Below are 15,987 nucleotides of genomic sequence, written 5' to 3'. Positions count from 1 at the left end.
TGCCTTTACGTGGACCAACTTTCGTCTTCAGAATCCGGGTTGCAGAAACGCGCGCAGGTAACCGGCGGACTGCCTTACATACATCCACGACCAGAACGCGAGCCCCGAATCACTGGGGCTGGCGACCATAGTCAATTCCCCGTCGAAACACCGCTCCACGATGTATCGTGCGCGCGAGACATGCGGCGTATACGTCACCACAATGATGTGCCGCCAGCCCTGCGCTCGCGCCCGCCGCCCGATTTCCCGCGCTTCGCCCTGGGTGGTCCACGGATCCGGAACGAAGCACGAGACGGCGAAGTCGAAGTCCCCCGCGCAGTAGCGGTCCATGACGTGATCGTCCCGACCGGTCGACCGCGAGATCACCAATTCCGGTGCCAGTCCCCGCTTCGCGAGCGCCAAGCCGAGATCGAATCGCTCATAGGCGGTGTCGCCCAGCACCACGATGGCATCGGCCGGTCGCAGCGGATCCAGCTGCGGATGCACGAAGACCGGCCGCCCCGCGAACCCGATGCCGACCACGAGCGCCACCAGGGTGACGACTCCCGCGAACGTTTCGTAGGTACCGGGCCACACATTCGAAGTTACCGGTGCGGCAACCCGGCTATTGCGATGCAGGTCACTGTCGTGCAATAGTCTGCGGACCGTGTGAGACGAAGTGGTATCACATTTGATGAAGGGTTACGGGGACTTGATCAGGCGGAAAACGGTGCACTGGACGGCTGCGATGCGGTCCGGAATCGCCGCGGCGGCAATGGCAATGGTGGCGACGGCGGTCCTGCTGCCGTCCACGGCGACAGCGGACGAGGCCGTTCCGGTCCAGCCCGCGGCGCCGATCCCGGTGCCGCAGGAACTGGATCCGGCGTTCTACAACCCGGCCCCCGACCTGGTGGCGAGCAAGGCGCCCGGCGAGATCATCGCCGCCCGGCAGGTGAATGTCGCCAACTTCGGCCTGATCCCGCTGAATGTGGATGCCTGGCAGCTGTCCTACCGCTCCAACAACAGCCGCGACGAGGCCGTCCCGGCGGTGGCCACCGTGCTCAAGCCGCGCGGTTCGGCTCCGGACAAGCTGGTCTCCATGCAGATCGCCGAGGATTCGCTGGCCGGATATTGCGCCCCGTCCTATGCGGTGCAGCAGTGGTCGCTCGCCCCGTTCGTCGGCCAGATCGTGGTGCCCGCGGAATTCATCATTTCGCAGGGCGCGCTGCAGCAGGGCTGGGGTGTTGTGATCCCGGATCACCAGGGTCTCGACAATGCCTACGCCGCGGGCCCGCTGGGCGGCCGCATCACCCTCGACGGAATTCGCGCCGCCACCGCGTTCGAGCCCATGCGGCTGGCCGAGAGCACCCGCATCGGCATGTACGGCTATTCCGGCGGCGCCATCGTCACCGGCCATGCGGCGGAACTCAAACAGTCCTATGCCCCCGAATTGAATATCGTCGGCGCGGCCGAGGGCGGCGTGCCCGCCGATCTGGGCGTCGTCCTGAATGTCGCCAACGGCCAGGCCACCTCCGGATTGGTGCTCGCCGCGGTCAACGGCCTCACCCGCGAGTACCCGGATTTCGCGCGTTTCGTCAACGAGAACATGGACCTGCTCGGCAAGGGCCTGTCGTTCGTGCAGAGCGGTCTGTGCGTCCAGTACGTCTCGTCGCTGCTGCCGTTCCTGAATCTGAAGGGCATGCTGCGCGTTCCCGGTGATCCCATGCAGCACGCGGCCGTCGTGGACGTGATCGACAAGACCTGCATGGGCAAGGCCGTCCCCGATATGCCCATGTACATCTGGAATGCCAATCCCGACGAGATCATCCCGGTCGGCCAGGTCAACACCCTGGTGGACACCTACTGCCAGAACCCGTCGGCGAGTGTGCAATACACCCGCGAGCATTTCGGCGAGCACGTCGCCACCGAGATCTCCGGCGGCGGCCCGGCCATGCTCTGGATGCGCGATCGCCTCGAAGGCATTCCGGCACCACAGGGCTGTTCCGTCACCGACGCGGGCTGGCTGGCCCTGGATCCGAACGGCACGGCCATGCTCGCCTACACCTTCGGCGAGACCTTCGCATCCTTCTTCGGTAAGCCCATCGGTGTGAAGTAGCCGGTAACATCGCGCGCGCTCGCTTCACCACCTGGAGGACATCGTGCCCGCGAACCCCACCGCCGCCGAACTGCTGGCGACCGTCGAAGCCTCGCCGCGCGCGGTCGGCGCGCACGACAAGGACGCCTGGGTCGGCCTGTTCGCCCCGGATGCCGGTGTCGAGGATCCGGTCGGCTCGCGCCCGCATATCGGGCGGGACGCGATCGACCGGTTCTACGACACCTTCATCGCGCCCAATGGCATCGCCTTCGACGTGGACAACGATGTGGTGTGCGGAATGACGGTGTTCCGGGATCTGACCATTGCCACCACCATGTCCACCGGCGTCACCCTGCGGGTGCCCATGCATCTGCGCTACGACCTGGCCGAGGTGGAGGGCGCACTGAGAATTCGTGCGCTGCGGGCGCATTGGGAGCTGCCCGGAATGATCGGGCAGCTGCTGGGCTCCGGCGCGCAGGGCCTGCTGGCCGGGGCCAAGCTGGGGCCGCAGCTGCTCGGCAATCAAGGGGTCGGCGGCGCACTGGGATTCATGCGGGGCATGCGCGGCGTCGGCGCGCCCGGCAAGGCGGCCGCCGGGCGGCTGCTGGACGCGCTGGGGCGCGGCGAGGTCTCGACGGCCCGCGCGGGACTGGCCCCGGTGCCGCAATTGCGCTGGGCGACCGGCGATCCGATGTCGCTGGAGGATTTCACCACGCGCGCCAAGGGGCTGCGCTGGCGCAAGCCCATCGCGGCGGGCCGCCATGTCACCGCGACCGCGGAGACCGGTAAGGGCCGTGGCATCGCCCAGCTGGACTTCGCCGAGCACGGCACGCGGATCGAGGGCGTGCGGATCTTCGTGCCCTCGAACTAGTCCCGCGCCGAACTAGTCCCGTGCACCGGCGATCTGCGCCAGGGGATCGGTACCGCTGAAGGTACTGCCCCCGGCCGCGCCGACGACCTTGCCGTGCAGGGTGATCAGCCATTGCCCGCACACGCATCGCATGTACTGCACGGAGCGATGCGAGGACACGGCCGTGGGGGAGGGCCAACTGCAGGAGGGGCATTCGGCTATCACCACGCCCATCCTGCTCCCATGATCGAATCCATGCCCGGACCGACACGCGGGCAACCCGCAAACTCCTTGTGGAGATTGCCGTATCGAGTCAGGCCCCCTTGCGCACGGCGGAGGGCGTTGCGCCCCACCAGCGCTGGCAGCAGCGAGTGAAAACCGATTGTTCCGCGAGTCCGAGCAGCGAGGCCACCTGGCTCATGGGCATATCGGTGGTGGTGAGGTAGCGGTGCGCCTCGCCGCGGCGCACCTCGTCGAGCAGGGCGGCGAAGGAGGTGCCCTCGGCGGCGAGCCGACGCTGCAGGGTGCGCGGGTGGACGGTGAGAAGGCGTGCGACGACGCCGATTTCGGGTGCGGTGGTGCCCAGCAGCTTCTGCAGGGTGGTCCGCACCCGGGGCGCGAGCGCGGTGGCCGCGCCGCCCGACTGCTGCGCCAGGAAGGCCATGGCGAGCCGGTGCAGGTTCTCGTCGCCGCCGGAAAGCGGTCGATTGGCCAGGGCGCTCGGCACGCGCAGCAGTGCGGCGGAGCGCTCGATTCGCACTGGGGCGCCGAAGAATTCCTCGTACACCTGGATCGGCGCGGCGGGCCGGTACGGCAGCTCGACCGAGCGCAGCCCGTAGCGCTGGTCGGCCAGCAGCTGAATGGTGTGGTGTACGAACGCCAGTCCGAGATCGGTGCCCTGCACCGGGGTCAGTTCACCGGGCGCCGTGACGCCGTACCGCAGCGCGATCACGCCGCGATCGCCGTAGGGATCGGGTTCCATGGTCAGGCTCAGCGAGCGCGCGTGCACGAACAGGTATCGGGAGGTGCACTCCAGCACGTGCGCGAGGGTGGGCGAGTTGCGAATGGCGAGCGCCAGCGATCCGAGCATGGCCAGGTCCTGGCGCAGGGAGGTGCGCAGGCCCAGATCCGGGCACCCCAGCCGGAGCGCGGCGAGCTCGAGCACCGCGCCCACCGCCTGGTCCGGGACGAGCAGATCGTCGGTGTCGAGGGCGGCCACGGGCAGGCCGCAGGCGGTGGCGAACTCCTCGGCATTGCCTCCCAGTTCGGCCACCGTCGCGCGGAATCCGCGCAGGCCCGCGGATCGGATTACCGACATGTCGTCCAGAATCAAATACTTGTCGCGCAGAGTCAAGAACGGTGGTGATGACCGGCCGAGACTGGAGACCATGAGCTCCGTCACTCCCGTCAGCACCGAACACCTCGATGTCGTGATCGTCGGAGCCGGGCTCTCCGGCATCGGCGCGGCCTACCGCCTCCACACCGAACATCCTGGCCGCAGCTACACCGTGCTCGAGGCGCGCGATGCGCTCGGCGGCACCTGGGACCTGTTCCGGTATCCCGGTATCCGCTCGGATTCGGACATGTTCACCCTCGGCTATCCGTTCAAGCCGTGGCGCGATGCCCAATCCATTGCCGACGGGCCGTCGATCCTGCGCTACATCACCGAGACGGCGGTCGAGAACGGCATCGACCGCCATATTCGCTACGGGACCAAAGTTCTTGCGGCGGAATGGGACAGCGCCGCCTCGCGGTGGACGCTGACGCTCGCCGTCCGGACCCCGGACGGGGTCGAGGAGCGCACGCTGACCTGCGGCTTCCTCTACTCGTGCTCGGGCTATTACAACTACGACCACGGCCACGAACCGGAGTTCGCGGGCATCGAGGACTTCACCGGCGCCGTCGTGCACCCCCAATTCTGGCCGGAGGACCTGGATTACGCGGGGAAGAAGGTCGTGGTCATCGGCAGCGGCGCGACCGCGGTGACCCTGGTTCCGGCCATGGCCGAGCAGGCCGAACTGGTGACCATGCTGCAGCGCAGCCCCACCTGGATCTCCGCCGTTCCCGGCCGCGACAAGCTCGCCGACCGGATTCGCGAACTGCTCCCGCCGCAGCTGGCGCACCGGGTGATCCGCACCAAGAACATCCTGTTCAATGTGGGCTTCTACCAGTACTGCCGCCGTCGCCCGGAGGCCGCGCGCAAGATGCTGACCGGGCTCACCACCCGCATCCTGAAGGATCCGGCGCTGGTGGCCGAGCATTTCACCCCCGACTACGACCCGTGGGATCAGCGGCTGTGCGCGGTGCCGAACGCGGACTTCTTCAAGGCCATGCGCAAGGGCAAGGCCGAGGTGGTCACCGATCACATCGAAACCTTTGTGCCGGAGGGTATCCGCTTGCAGTCCGGCCGGGTGCTGGCGGCCGATGTCGTCATCACCGCGACCGGGCTGCAACTGCTGGCCTTCGGCGGTATCGACCTGACCGTCGACGGCGCGCCCGTGCGCCTGAATCAGGAATTCGTCTGGCAGGGCACCATGATCACCGGCGTGCCCAATTTCGCGGTGTGCATCGGCTACACCAATGCCTCCTGGACCCTGCGCGCCGATCTGAGTTCGCGACTGGTGTGCAAGGTGCTCGGCCACATGGACCGCAATGGCTATAGCGCGGTGGTCCCGGAGCCCGATCGCGCCCTCGAGGAGCGCCCCCTCCTGGATCTCGCCTCGGGCTACATCCAGCGCTCGATCGCGGCCTTCCCGCGCCAGGGCGACCGGCGGCCGTGGCAGGTGCGGCAGAACTACCTGCTGGACTCGGCCACCACCATGCGCACCAATCTGAGCAAGACACTGCGCCCGGTGCGCGGCGCCAAGGCGCTGCAACGGGTCTGAAACACCCATGGCTAGCATCGGGGCCATGAGCTTCAAGCGCACGGTGGCGGTGGCCGCGGCCGCCGCGGCCCTGGGATCGGTGTTCTGGCAGCCCGTCGCCGCCAGCGCGGACGCACCGGCGGCGGTCGATCTGTGGACAGTGCCGTCCGCGCCGGTGGACAGTGCGACGCTCATCGTGGCGTACAGCTTCGGCAATCGCATTCCGGCGGGCGCGGATCCGGCCCGGGATATCGGCGAGCCCGGACCGGTGAACGAGGCGCTGGCCGCGGCAGTCGTGACCGCGCGCGGTGATCTCGGTACGCCCGTCTACGCGCAGACCGAGATCGCGGAGGTGCTGCGGGCGCGCTATGGGATGACCGATGTGATCAGCATCGATCCCACCCGTAAGGCGGACGGGACGCTGGTCTACCTGTCCACCGACGGGGTGGCCGCGGCGGTGGCCGAATCGCGCGGGCCCGCCGTGGCATCGGATGCGGTCGCGGTCGTGGCCTTCCAGGATCATCTGTGGCGGGCCACCCGTACGACGGCCGCGCGCGGGTTCCGCGCCTTCGCACCGGCGGGAGTGGCCATGCCGAATCAGTACGATCCGCAGTCCGGTCAGCTCTGGACCACCAGTCCCGCACTGTATCTGCCCACCGACTTCGCGGGCCGTCTGGCGCTGCTGAAGTAATCGCCGCCACGCCGGGACCTGCGGTGACGCGCCGCGACGCACCGGATCCGGGTGCGCGAGGTTCGCAGCCGGGCCCTGTCGTGCGCGAACGCGTGCGAGGCTTGCGCCCGAGGAACCATCGCAGTGCTGAGAAACGGTCACTCCGGCGCGTGGGGCCGACCGTCGCGTCGAGGGGAGCTCGGATGGCATTCGAGGGCGGATTTCTGCGGCCCGCACCGGAATTCGAACCGCCGCTGCAACCGTGCGGGTCGCCGCTGCCGCCACAGCGGCTGCTGCCACGATCGTCGTCGCGACCACTGACGTCGCCACCGCTGCCGCCGGAACCGCCTCGGCCGGAACCGTCGTCCGCGCCGCCATGTCGCAATGGCGTCACCCCGAATGCGGTTTCACGGCGTCCGGCGACCATTGGTCTGCAACGGATAATGCGGGCTTCGCACCCTGCGAAATCCGAACCTCGCACCGAAGTCGACGCTGCGGCAAGGCAATTCGAAACGGCCGTGCTGCGGGTGGCGTTGGAGGTGCTCGACGGCCGCCGTTCCGCGGTCCAGCTGCGCCCGTTCGCGGAATCCACGGTGGTGGCGGGGTTGCGCACCGTGGTGAACGAGCGGCTGGTGCCCGGGCGTGATCTGGGGGTCGCGGCCCTCACCAGGGTGGATGTGATCATGTCGGGGCCCGCCGCCGCCGAAGTTTGCGCCGGTTACGACCGGGGTGCGCGGCATTTCGCGCTCGCCGCGCACATTGTGCGAGGACGTTCCGGGTGGCGCTTGACCGCATTCCGGGTGGGCTGAAGACCGCTCGGTCTCTGCGGTAATAGCAGAATTGTCTGATCTCGTGGAATTCCAAACGCGCCTGGTTTGAAACCTGCATCACACGGCATTAGCATTTCGGCGAAAAGCGGCAACCTACGTCGAAGGGCAGTCCATGGCAAAGAAAGTCACCGTAACTCTGGTTGACGACTACGACGGTCAATCGAAGGCCGACGAGACCGTCTATTTCTCGATCGACGGGATGGACTACGAGATCGACCTGTCGATCAAGAACGCCGGTAAGCTGCGGGAGTCTCTCGAGCCGTGGGCGGAGAAGGCCCGCAAGGTGGGTCGCTCCAAGCGCAAGGTGGCGGGCGGGCGTACCCGTCCGGCGGTGGATCGCGAGGAGAGCACGGCCATCCGGGAATGGGCGCGGGTCCAGGGCCACCAGGTTTCCTCGCGCGGCCGCATCCCGGCCGAGATCGTCGACGCCTACCAGCGGGCGAAGAAATAACGCGCGGAATCGCGGAGCATATGAATTTCGGCCGAAGCCGGTGACCTCGGGCCACCGGCTTCTGTCATATGACCGCAAAGTCGAAGTGAAACCCCCGGATCGAAACCCCCGCCCCGGGAATTCTCGCTGGTTACCGACCTAGGCGGTACCTCCGCATTCGCTCCGGCCATGCGCGGGCTGATGGCGACTGCGTCGGCCGTGCCCATTAGGCGGCGCTCAGCAGTGACTTTCCGGTATCGGGGAGTTCCTTCCGAATGCGATCAATCAGCCGCTGGGCGCGATCGCGATGCGCGTCCGCCGCGGCATCGTCACCCAGCGCCGCCGCCAGTTCGGCCAATACGGTGTCCATCGGACCGAATGCGGCCATCCCGGTCTCGATGCCGATGAGCGTGCCGGTATGCGGTGAAAGGTATTCATAGAGTTCCCGAATCGTCGGATCCGCCTCGAATGCCACGGCCACCCGCGCCAGCATGGCCGACATCCACACCGGATACAGGCAATTCGCCACCGCATCCGCCCCCTCGAATACCGCCCGCGCCTGCTCGATGTCGCCCGCCTGCAATAGCGCGAGCGCATAGGCGGGCCCCATCGCCCCCGGCAGCGCCACGTAGGATTCGGCCAATCGCCCTACGAGTCCGGACAAATCGCCCCGAGCCCATCCGATGGCGAGCGCGCAGAACAACTTCGCCTCTTCCTGGTTGGCCGTTCCCGACCGAGTGATGCGCGCCCCGAACTGCGCGTACAACTGCTCCGCCAAATCGATGTCCCCCCGCAGCAACTCCATCGTCGCGGCGAAACAGCTCACCAGATCCAGCAGCGGCTGCAATTGCCCCTCGTCGGCGCACTCCACCGCCCGCGCCGCCCGCCGCCCGGCCTCCCGCAGATCCGCATGCGCCACCGCCGCCCGATATCTCAGATAGTGCGCCAGCCCCTGATACTCGGCCAGCCCACCCGCCCCCGCCGCCCGCTCCAATTCCGCCGCGACCTCCAGAAACCCCACCCCGTAATCGAATTCCAGATACGTCAGCACATTGATGGCCGCACACACCAACTCCGGCTCCCCGCCCTCGCGCGCCACCTCCAACGCCCGCCGCGCCAACACCTGCCCCTCCGCATACTCCTCCCACCCCGCCTCGAACGTCGCCGCGACCAGCAACCGCACCACCATCTCCCCCGACCGTGCCGCAATCGCGCCCACGTCGCCGCCGTTCCCGGCGTCCGGGCTCACCAGCCCACCCGCCCCCGGCTCGGTATCGGCAGCGGCGCCCACGAGCTCGCCCATCGTGACAATGGCATTCGGCTCCGCCCTCGTCGTGGCGGCGGCGCTGCCCGGCGGTCCGCTGTGATCGAGGAAGGCGGCGTCGGCGATGCGGTGGCGAGCGAGGGCGCGGGAGAGGGCTTGGCGTAGTCGGTGGTCGGGGGCGGACCACTCTCGGATGGCGAAGATGACGGGGGCGCGCCAGCAGGTGAGGGCGCGGTCCATCAAGGCGGGGGAGTCGAGGCGGGTGGCGAGGGCTAGGGTTTCGGCGCGTTCGGTTCGGGCCTCGTGGTGGCGGTCGGCGTGGTCGAGGGCATGGCCCGCCAGCACGTGGAGGTCGACAACGGCGCGGCGGAGGCGCACGGTTTCGGTGCGCATCCGGCGGTTGGCGCGCAGCTCCGCGGCCGCGCGCACGTAGGTGATGGCGTGCTCGGCGGTGTCGACCCCGGCGCCGAGGAGGGCGTGGTGGGCGAGGATGTTCGGATCGCGGGCCACGGCCGGGTGGGCGTCGGCCTGTGATTCCAGCAGTTCCAAGGCGGCCCAGTGCATTCGGCCGCGGCGCAGGGCGGGGATGCCGAGGTGCACGGTATCGCGGATGAGGGAGTGGGTGAAGGCGATGCGCCCGGTGCGGCCGGTGTCGACCAGCCCGGCGGCCTCGGCCGCGGCGATCAAGTCGATGAGCGTGTCCTCCGGGGTCGCGGTGGCGAGGCCCAGTATGCCGAGATCGGCGGCCTCGCCCCAGATCGAGATATGTCGCAGGACTTCGGCCACCCCCGCGGGGAGCCGGGCGATGCGGTCGTCGATGACCTCGCGAATGGACTCGGGAACCTGGTCCAGCGGCGCCGACTCGCCGGATTTGCCCTGGGCGGCAATCAGTTTCGCGAGCTCCCGGACGAAAAGCGGATTGCCGCCGGTGCGTTCGTGCAGCCGGGTGAGGAGATCGTCGCCGAGCGCCCGCAATCCGGCGGACCTGGCGGTGGCTCGGGTCCCGGCCGGATCCAGGCCGTCGAGCTCCAGCCAGGCGGCGGTGTGCTGGGCCAGGGCGGCGGCGCTGGAGTGCACCTCGGGCCCGGCCGCGGAGCGCCGCAACGTCATCAGGATGAGCACGGGTTCGTCGCGCAGCCAGGTGATGAGCTGGCGCAGCACCTGCAGCGTGGCGTTGTCCGCGCGATGCACATCCTCGAGCAGCAGCGCGACGGGTTCGGAGGCGGCCGCGCGCCGACATCGCTGGGCGAGGGTCCGGGAGATGGTGAACGCGTCGTCGGCGCCGAGCGCGTCGGCGGCGGAGGTGATCGCGTCGAGATCGGCCAGTATCTCCGACCATGCCCAGGCCGTCGGCGCACCGTCGATCTCCGGGCAGTCCCCGCGCGCCACGGTCCAGCCGGTGGCCGCCAGGGCGGACAGCGCCGTTTCGCTGAGCGTGGTCTTGCCGATCCCGGCCTCACCGGACACCCACGCCAATCGCAATCGCCCGCCGCGCGCCGCCTCGGCAATCGTGAGCAGCTCCGACAGCTCGCCGGTATAGCCGGTGGCGCAGGGTGATTCGATGGCCGGGTCGAAGCCGTCGGCCCGCTCGGCGACGACATCGGGCAGCAGTGCGCGCAGCGACCATGTCGGCGCCGGGCGCTCCCGCGTCATCAACGGGGACTCCATCGGCAACGGGGGCAGTCCGCCCGGTGGCGTCAGATCCGTGGAGTGGGTGAGTATCGCGGTCTCCAGATGCCGCAGTGCGGGCGCGGGATCGATCCCGAATTGCGCGCCCAGATATTCGCGGGAGCGCCGAATCGTATTGAGCGCCTCCAATTGCTGGCCGAGCTGGTATTGCGCCACCGCGAGCAGCCGCACCAATTCCTCGCGGCCGGGATGTTCGTCGCAGAGCCCGCGCAGGGCGATGACGACCTCCCCGGCGCGGCCCGATTCGAGTTCGGCCTGCGCATCGAGTTCCATGGCGGTCAGATACAGATCGGTGAGCCGATCCGCTTCGGCCACCGCCCATTCGGCATCCGCGAAGGCTTCCAGCGCGGGCCCGTGCCAGTGCGCGAGCACGGCCGCCAGCATGGTGTGCCGGACCGCGGGCTCCGGCCGGATCTCGGATTTGCTGATCAGTTCCCGATAGTTTCGCAACTGCTCTTCGAAATGCCAGGCATCGATGCACCGCTCGGGTATCTTCAGCGCGTATCCGGACGATTCGGACACTATGAATCGCGAGGGCGCGCGCCGCGCCCGATCCGGTTCGAACAAGCGGCGCAGATTGTGGATGTGCACCTGCAGGACCGAGGCGGCCTTGGCCGGGGGCTGACCGGACCACAGGTCGTCGACCAGGCGTTCGGTGCTGACGACCTGGCCGTGGGCGACGATGAGGCGGCCGAGCACGGCGCGCTGCATGGGAGTCCCGAGGGGAATTTCGCGGCCGTCCAGCGACATGTACACGGGGCCGAGTACCCGAACCTCAGGTGCTCCCATAGCCGCCCTCCTCGAACCAAAAGCAAACTGGACGTTCGCCGCAAGAAGAGCACTATCCCGCATTAACTCCGAGATGCCAAAAGGTTGCTAAAGAGTTGTGGAATAGTTACGCCCGAGGTGGGGACTTAGTTTTTTCTTATGATACGTGAATAAGTTCGCAATGCTAACAGTGTTACGCCACAGCACAACCCGATCGGAAGTGAGCCGGAAGAGCGGCGGCGGATACTTTCGGATGGAAGCAACCTCAGGAAGGGTGGTGGCGTGATGCACCAATTTCCCGCTGGATTCAGCGAGACGGGAACCGAGCCGGAGGACGCCGGGTTCTACGTCGATCGGGACGGCGACATCTGGGAGAAGCAGCAGGACGGATGGCGTCTGGTGCTGCAGCGCGGCGTGGCGGTCGACCCCATGTCGCTCTGGGATTGGACCGAGGGCCACGTCCGCGACTACGCGCCCGTCGGCGCGTTCTGAGGGCTCGGGTTCAAAACCCCGCCGAGATAGTCGTAGGCCACCTGCGCATGCAGCCGCACCCCGGTGACGAGGGTGTCGTCGTCGGCGTAGAAGTGCGGGTTGTGGTTCATGGCGATACCGCGGCCACCGGGCACCGGTGAGGGCGTTCCGCTCGCGTCGATCCGCATATCCTGCACGCCGAGCATGACGTAGAGCCCGCCGTACTTGTTGACCATCTCCGAGATGTCGTCATAGCCGAGCGTGGGCGGGGCCGGAATCACCTTGTCGGCCCCCGCCACCCGGCGGAAGGTCGGCAGTCCGGCCTCGATCCAGGCCGGTTGATTGTGCACCGCGGGCACATCCTGCATGAATTCCACCGTGGCGGAACAGTTGTAGGCCTGTGCGGTGTGCGCGGCCAGGGTTTCCAGGCGCTTCTGCACCTCGGGCATATCTGCCTCGACCGCGGATCGGATGGTGCCCCACAGGGTCACGGTCTGGCCGATGATATTGAACCGGCCCACATCCTCGACATGGCCGATGGTCACCGTCACCGGGTCGTAGGCCGACACCTGGCGGTAGAGCTGGCCGATGCCGGTGAGCACCGCGCCCGCCGCGGGCATGGGATCGATGCCCATCCACGGGGTGGAGCCGTGCACCTGCTGGCCGGTAATGGTGATCTTCACCAGGCAGGAGGCGCTGAACTGCACCCCGGCGCGATATCCGATCCAGCCCTTGGGAAGTGGGACGACATGGAAGCCGAACACCATGGTCGGCGCCGGATCGTCGAGCGCGCCCTCGGCGAGCATCTCCGCGGCCCCGCCCTTCTCGTCGACCGGCGGGCCCTCCTCGGCGGGCTGGAAGACGAAAACCACGGTGCCGGAAAGCTGTTCACGCACTTCGGCGAGCACGGTGGCCGCGCCCATCAGCATGGCGGTGTGGCAGTCGTGGCCGCAGGCGTGCGAGACGGGGAACGGGCCGCCGGGATAGTCCTGATCGATCACGTGCGAGGTGAAGTCGACGCCGCACATATCCGGGACGGGCAGTGCGTCGATATCGGCGCGCAGGGCGATCACCCGGTCGCCGGGCCGCCCGCCGCGCAGCACCCCGACCACGCCGTGCCCGGCAATGCCGGTGCGCACCTCGTCGGGTTTCAGGGAGCGCAGATGATCCGCGATGAGCGCCGCGGTGTTCACCTCGCGATTGGACAGTTCCGGATGCTGGTGCAGATGGTGCCGCCATTGCACGACCTGATCGGCCACCGCCTTGGCGTGTGCGTCGAGGTCGTCGTAGATCGTGGTCATCGGCTTGCTCCTGTCACTGCCCGGCTCGGCCGGAGAGGTCGGAGAGGTCGGAGAGTCGAAACGAACTCATTACGGCGGGTTGCCGCCGTGGCCGAGGCTACTACTGTGGGTAGCGAGTTCGCCATCCGTTTGCTGTCGTGTCGATGCCTTATTGATCACGACTGGGAATCGGCGCGCCGCCCGACGCCGCGAGGTGACTATGACTCAGGGTTGGCCCAGTTCCAGAGGTTCGTTCGACTCCTTCGACGACATCTTTCAACGATTCTTCGGATCCGGTATGGGTGCACAGCCGCCGGTGCAGCGCATTGATCTGGGTCGTTTGCTGAGTGAGAGCGCGAAGCAGATCGTCGACAGCGCCCGGCAGGCCGCCCACGACTGGGGGAGTGCGGAGATCACCCCCGAGCACCTGCTCTACGCGGCCGCGGAGATCGAACCGGCGGCGAGCATCATTGCCGAAATCGGCAGGGATCCCGAGGAGCTGCGCGAGCAGATGCGCGCCGCCGCGGGCAGCGGGGTCGGCGCGCACGGGGCGGGGCACGCGCTGGCCCTGAGTCCCGCGGCCAAGGTCGCCTTGCGCAATGCGCAGCGCAGCGCCGCCGAGGCGGGCAGCAGCTATATCGGGCCCGAGCACATTCTGCTCGGCATTGCCGCCAATCCCGATACCGCGGCCGCGCAGGCGCTGTCCGGGGCGAAACTGCCCGCGGCCCCCGGGCACAAGGAGCCCAGCGATACGTCCACGCTCGACGAGTACGGCCGCGATCTCACCGCGGAGGCGCGGGCGGGCAAGGTCGATCCCGTGGTGGGGCGGGCGCAGGAGATCGAGCAGACCGTCGAGATCCTGTCGCGGCGGCGCAAGAACAATCCGGTGCTCATCGGCGATCCGGGCGTCGGCAAGACGGCCATTGTGGAGGGTCTGGCGCAGCGCATCGTCAATGGCGATGTGCCCGCGACGCTGGCCGACCGCCGGGTCATCGCGCTGGACGTGAGCTCCATGGTGGCGGGCAGCAAATACCGCGGCGAGTTCGAGGAGCGGCTGACCAAGGTGCTCGACGAGGTGCGCGCGCATTCCGACGAGCTCGTGGTGTTCATCGACGAGCTGCACACCATTGTGGGCGCGGGCGGCGGTGGTGAGGGGTCCATGGACGCGGGCAATATGCTCAAACCCGCACTGGCGCGCGGTGAACTGCACGCCATCGGCGCCACCACCATCGACGAGTACCGCAAGTACATCGAGAAGGACGCGGCGCTCGAGCGGCGCTTCCAGCCGGTCATGGTGTCCGAGCCATCGGTCGCCGACACCATCGAGATCCTGCGCGGGCTGGTCGATGTGTACGAGGAACACCACCAGGTGCGCTACGACGACGAGGCGCTGATCGCGGCGGCCGAACTGTCCGACCGCTATCTCACCGACCGGTTCATGCCGGACAAGGCCATCGATCTGGTGGACCAGGTCGGTGCGCGCGTGCGCTTGCGTACTCGCACACCGGATCCGAAGGAGCGCGAGCAGGAGGAGCGGCTGGCGCGCCTGCGACGGGAGAAGGATGCCGCCGTCGCCTCCGAGGACTACGAGAAGGCCAACAAGCTCAAGGCCGATATCGCCAAGGCGGAGAAGAAGTCGGCGGAGGAAGGCGCTCCGGCGGAGGTGCAGGAGGTGACGGTCACCGATATCGCCGAGGTGGTGTCGCGGCAGACCGGCATCCCCGTCGCGGATCTCACCGTGGAGGAGAGGCAGAAACTGCTGAAGCTCGAAGAGGTGCTGCACAAGCGGGTGATCGGGCAGGACGAGGCCATTGTCGCGGTCGCCGAGGCGGTGCGCCGCGCCCGCGCCGGGCTGAAGGATCCCGATCGGCCGATCGGTTCGTTCCTGTTCCTGGGGCCGACCGGTGTCGGCAAGACCGAGCTGGCGAAGGCTCTGGCGCAGGCGGTATTCGGGGACGAGGACCGGCTCATTCGCTTCGATATGAGCGAATTCCAGGAGAAGCACACGATTTCCAGGCTGGTCGGCGCGCCGCCCGGATACGTCGGCTACGACGATGCCGCGCAGCTCACCGACAAGGTGCGGCGGCAACCGTATTCGGTGATCCTGTTCGACGAGGTCGAGAAGGCGCATCCGGATGTGTTCAATGTGCTGCTGCAACTGCTCGACGACGGCCGGGTCACCGACTCCAAGGGCCGCACCGTGGATTTCAAGAACACCATTGTCATTCTCACCAGCAATATCGGCTCGGATCTCATCCTGTCGGCGAAAGACGGTGACCTGGACTCGATTACGCCACAGCTGGAGGAGCGGCTGCGGCAGCACTTCCGGCCGGAGTTCCTCAACCGGCTGGACGAGCAGATCATCTTCCACCGCCTCGACAAAACGCAGCTGCGCACCATCGTCGATCTGGTGCTGGACGGTACGCGGCGACGGCTGCGGGCCCAGGACATCGAACTGGATGTGTCGGACAAGGCCATGGATTGGCTGGCGGACAACGGGTATCAGCCCGAATTCGGCGCGCGGCCCTTGCGCCGCACCGTGCAGAAGCAGCTGGACAACAACCTGTCCAAGAAGATTCTCGACGGTGCGCTCGCCCCCGGTGACACGGTCCGCATCGACGCCGATGACAGTGGCCTGCTCGTCGAGGCGGTCCATCGCGATCGGGACAAGACCAGCGAGGGTTCGATCATGACCACGAAGAGCAATGGCCATGCCAAGAACGGTCACGCCAAGAACGGCGACGGCAAGAGCGCCGGTGGGAAGGCCAAGAGCAAGGCCGCCGGAAAGAGCTAGCGT

General features: G+C 67.8%; 13 protein-coding genes. 8 read left to right on the top strand and 5 right to left on the bottom strand.

Going from position 1 to position 15,987, the window contains the following annotated elements:
• Positions 1-27: 27 nt before the first annotated feature.
• Positions 28-534 (bottom strand): YdcF family protein, encoded by a 507-nt coding sequence (locus NC4_RS18800; RefSeq protein WP_439957531.1) that lies wholly within the window; start codon positions 532-534, stop codon positions 28-30.
• Between the two features lie 193 nt (positions 535-727).
• Between NC4_RS18800 and NC4_RS18795 the strand changes: the two genes are divergently transcribed.
• Together NC4_RS18795 and NC4_RS18790 are read left to right on the top strand one after the other, a co-directional pair.
• On the top strand, positions 728-2,095 hold the full coding sequence (locus NC4_RS18795; protein WP_067540014.1) for a lipase family protein: 1,368 nt from the start codon (positions 728-730) through the stop codon (positions 2,093-2,095).
• Positions 2,096-2,138: 43 nt separating this feature from the next.
• A complete protein-coding gene (locus NC4_RS18790) occupies positions 2,139-2,945 on the top strand; it encodes a nuclear transport factor 2 family protein (protein WP_067540011.1) in 807 nt (268 codons plus the stop codon).
• 12 nt (positions 2,946-2,957) lie between these two features.
• Here NC4_RS18790 and NC4_RS44005 read toward each other — a convergent pair whose 3' ends face one another.
• Both NC4_RS44005 and NC4_RS18780 read right to left on the bottom strand, forming a co-directional pair.
• Complete coding sequence (locus NC4_RS44005; protein ID WP_281186319.1) at positions 2,958-3,086, bottom strand: hypothetical protein; 129 nt, start codon at positions 3,084-3,086, stop codon at positions 2,958-2,960.
• A 151-nt stretch (positions 3,087-3,237) separates the two neighbouring features.
• A complete protein-coding gene (locus tag NC4_RS18780) occupies positions 3,238-4,338 on the bottom strand; it encodes an AraC family transcriptional regulator (RefSeq protein ID WP_245721783.1) in 1,101 nt (366 codons plus the stop codon).
• Between NC4_RS18780 and NC4_RS18775 the strand changes: the two genes are divergently transcribed.
• From NC4_RS18775 to NC4_RS18760, 4 genes are all read left to right on the top strand, one after another.
• The gene (locus tag NC4_RS18775) at positions 4,313-5,809 is read left to right on the top strand and encodes a flavin-containing monooxygenase (protein ID WP_067540002.1); all 1,497 of its coding nucleotides are present in this window, start codon (positions 4,313-4,315) and stop codon (positions 5,807-5,809) included. The two genes, NC4_RS18780 and NC4_RS18775, sit on opposite strands and share 26 nt — an antisense overlap.
• A gap of 25 nt (positions 5,810-5,834) precedes the next feature.
• Positions 5,835-6,479: a hypothetical protein gene (locus NC4_RS18770; protein ID WP_067539999.1), complete on the top strand. Its 645-nt coding sequence runs from the start codon at positions 5,835-5,837 to the stop codon at positions 6,477-6,479.
• A 182-nt stretch (positions 6,480-6,661) separates the two neighbouring features.
• Positions 6,662-7,267 carry an Rv3235 family protein gene (locus NC4_RS44710; RefSeq protein WP_369690769.1) on the top strand — a complete coding sequence of 202 codons (606 nt, stop codon included), beginning with the start codon at positions 6,662-6,664 and terminating at the stop codon, positions 7,265-7,267.
• Positions 7,268-7,400: 133 nt separating this feature from the next.
• The gene (locus tag NC4_RS18760; RefSeq protein ID WP_067539995.1) at positions 7,401-7,739 is read left to right on the top strand and encodes a histone-like nucleoid-structuring protein Lsr2; all 339 of its coding nucleotides are present in this window, start codon (positions 7,401-7,403) and stop codon (positions 7,737-7,739) included.
• 205 nt (positions 7,740-7,944) lie between these two features.
• Here NC4_RS18760 and NC4_RS18755 read toward each other — a convergent pair whose 3' ends face one another.
• On the bottom strand, positions 7,945-11,460 hold the full coding sequence (locus NC4_RS18755; RefSeq protein WP_169814828.1) for an ATP-binding protein: 3,516 nt from the start codon (positions 11,458-11,460) through the stop codon (positions 7,945-7,947).
• A gap of 261 nt (positions 11,461-11,721) precedes the next feature.
• On the opposite strand from NC4_RS18755, the gene NC4_RS18750 reads away from it, so the two are divergent.
• Positions 11,722-11,931, top strand: a complete 210-nt coding sequence (locus NC4_RS18750; RefSeq protein WP_157554874.1) for a hypothetical protein — start codon at positions 11,722-11,724, stop codon at positions 11,929-11,931.
• On the opposite strand, the gene NC4_RS18745 is transcribed toward NC4_RS18750, so the two are convergent.
• On the bottom strand, positions 11,907-13,211 hold the full coding sequence (locus tag NC4_RS18745) for a M20 metallopeptidase family protein (protein WP_067539987.1): 1,305 nt from the start codon (positions 13,209-13,211) through the stop codon (positions 11,907-11,909). The two genes, NC4_RS18750 and NC4_RS18745, sit on opposite strands and share 25 nt — an antisense overlap.
• 199 nt (positions 13,212-13,410) lie before the next feature.
• Here NC4_RS18745 and NC4_RS18740 point away from each other — a divergent pair, with 199 nt between their 5' ends.
• Entirely contained in the window at positions 13,411-15,984 is a 2,574-nt protein-coding gene (locus NC4_RS18740; protein WP_084529371.1) for an ATP-dependent Clp protease ATP-binding subunit, read from the top strand.
• The last annotated feature ends 3 nt before the right edge of the window (positions 15,985-15,987 follow it).

Origin of the sequence: Nocardia crassostreae (assembly GCF_001613405.1) — a bacterium.
GTDB classification, from domain to species: Bacteria; Actinomycetota; Actinomycetes; order Mycobacteriales; family Mycobacteriaceae; genus Nocardia; species Nocardia crassostreae.
The sequence above is the reverse complement of the archived record's forward strand: the minus strand, read 5'-3'. Positions and strand labels throughout refer to the sequence as shown.

What these genes read in the sequence shown, in the direction of transcription:
- NC4_RS18795 (WP_067540014.1), top strand. Translation starts at nt 728, where the DNA reads ATGCGGTCCGGAATCGCCGCGGCGGCAATGGCAATGGTGGCGACGGCG.
- NC4_RS18775 (WP_067540002.1), top strand. Translation starts at nt 4,313, where the DNA reads ATGAGCTCCGTCACTCCCGTCAGCACCGAACACCTCGATGTCGTGATC.
- NC4_RS18770 (WP_067539999.1), top strand. Translation starts at nt 5,835, where the DNA reads ATGAGCTTCAAGCGCACGGTGGCGGTGGCCGCGGCCGCCGCGGCCCTG.
- NC4_RS44710 (WP_369690769.1), top strand. Translation starts at nt 6,662, where the DNA reads ATGGCATTCGAGGGCGGATTTCTGCGGCCCGCACCGGAATTCGAACCG.
- NC4_RS18760 (WP_067539995.1), top strand. Translation starts at nt 7,401, where the DNA reads ATGGCAAAGAAAGTCACCGTAACTCTGGTTGACGACTACGACGGTCAA.
- NC4_RS18755 (WP_169814828.1), bottom strand. Translation starts at nt 11,460, where the DNA reads ATGGGAGCACCTGAGGTTCGGGTACTCGGCCCCGTGTACATGTCGCTG.
- NC4_RS18745 (WP_067539987.1), bottom strand. Translation starts at nt 13,211, where the DNA reads ATGACCACGATCTACGACGACCTCGACGCACACGCCAAGGCGGTGGCC.
- NC4_RS18740 (WP_084529371.1), top strand. Translation starts at nt 13,411, where the DNA reads ATGACTCAGGGTTGGCCCAGTTCCAGAGGTTCGTTCGACTCCTTCGAC.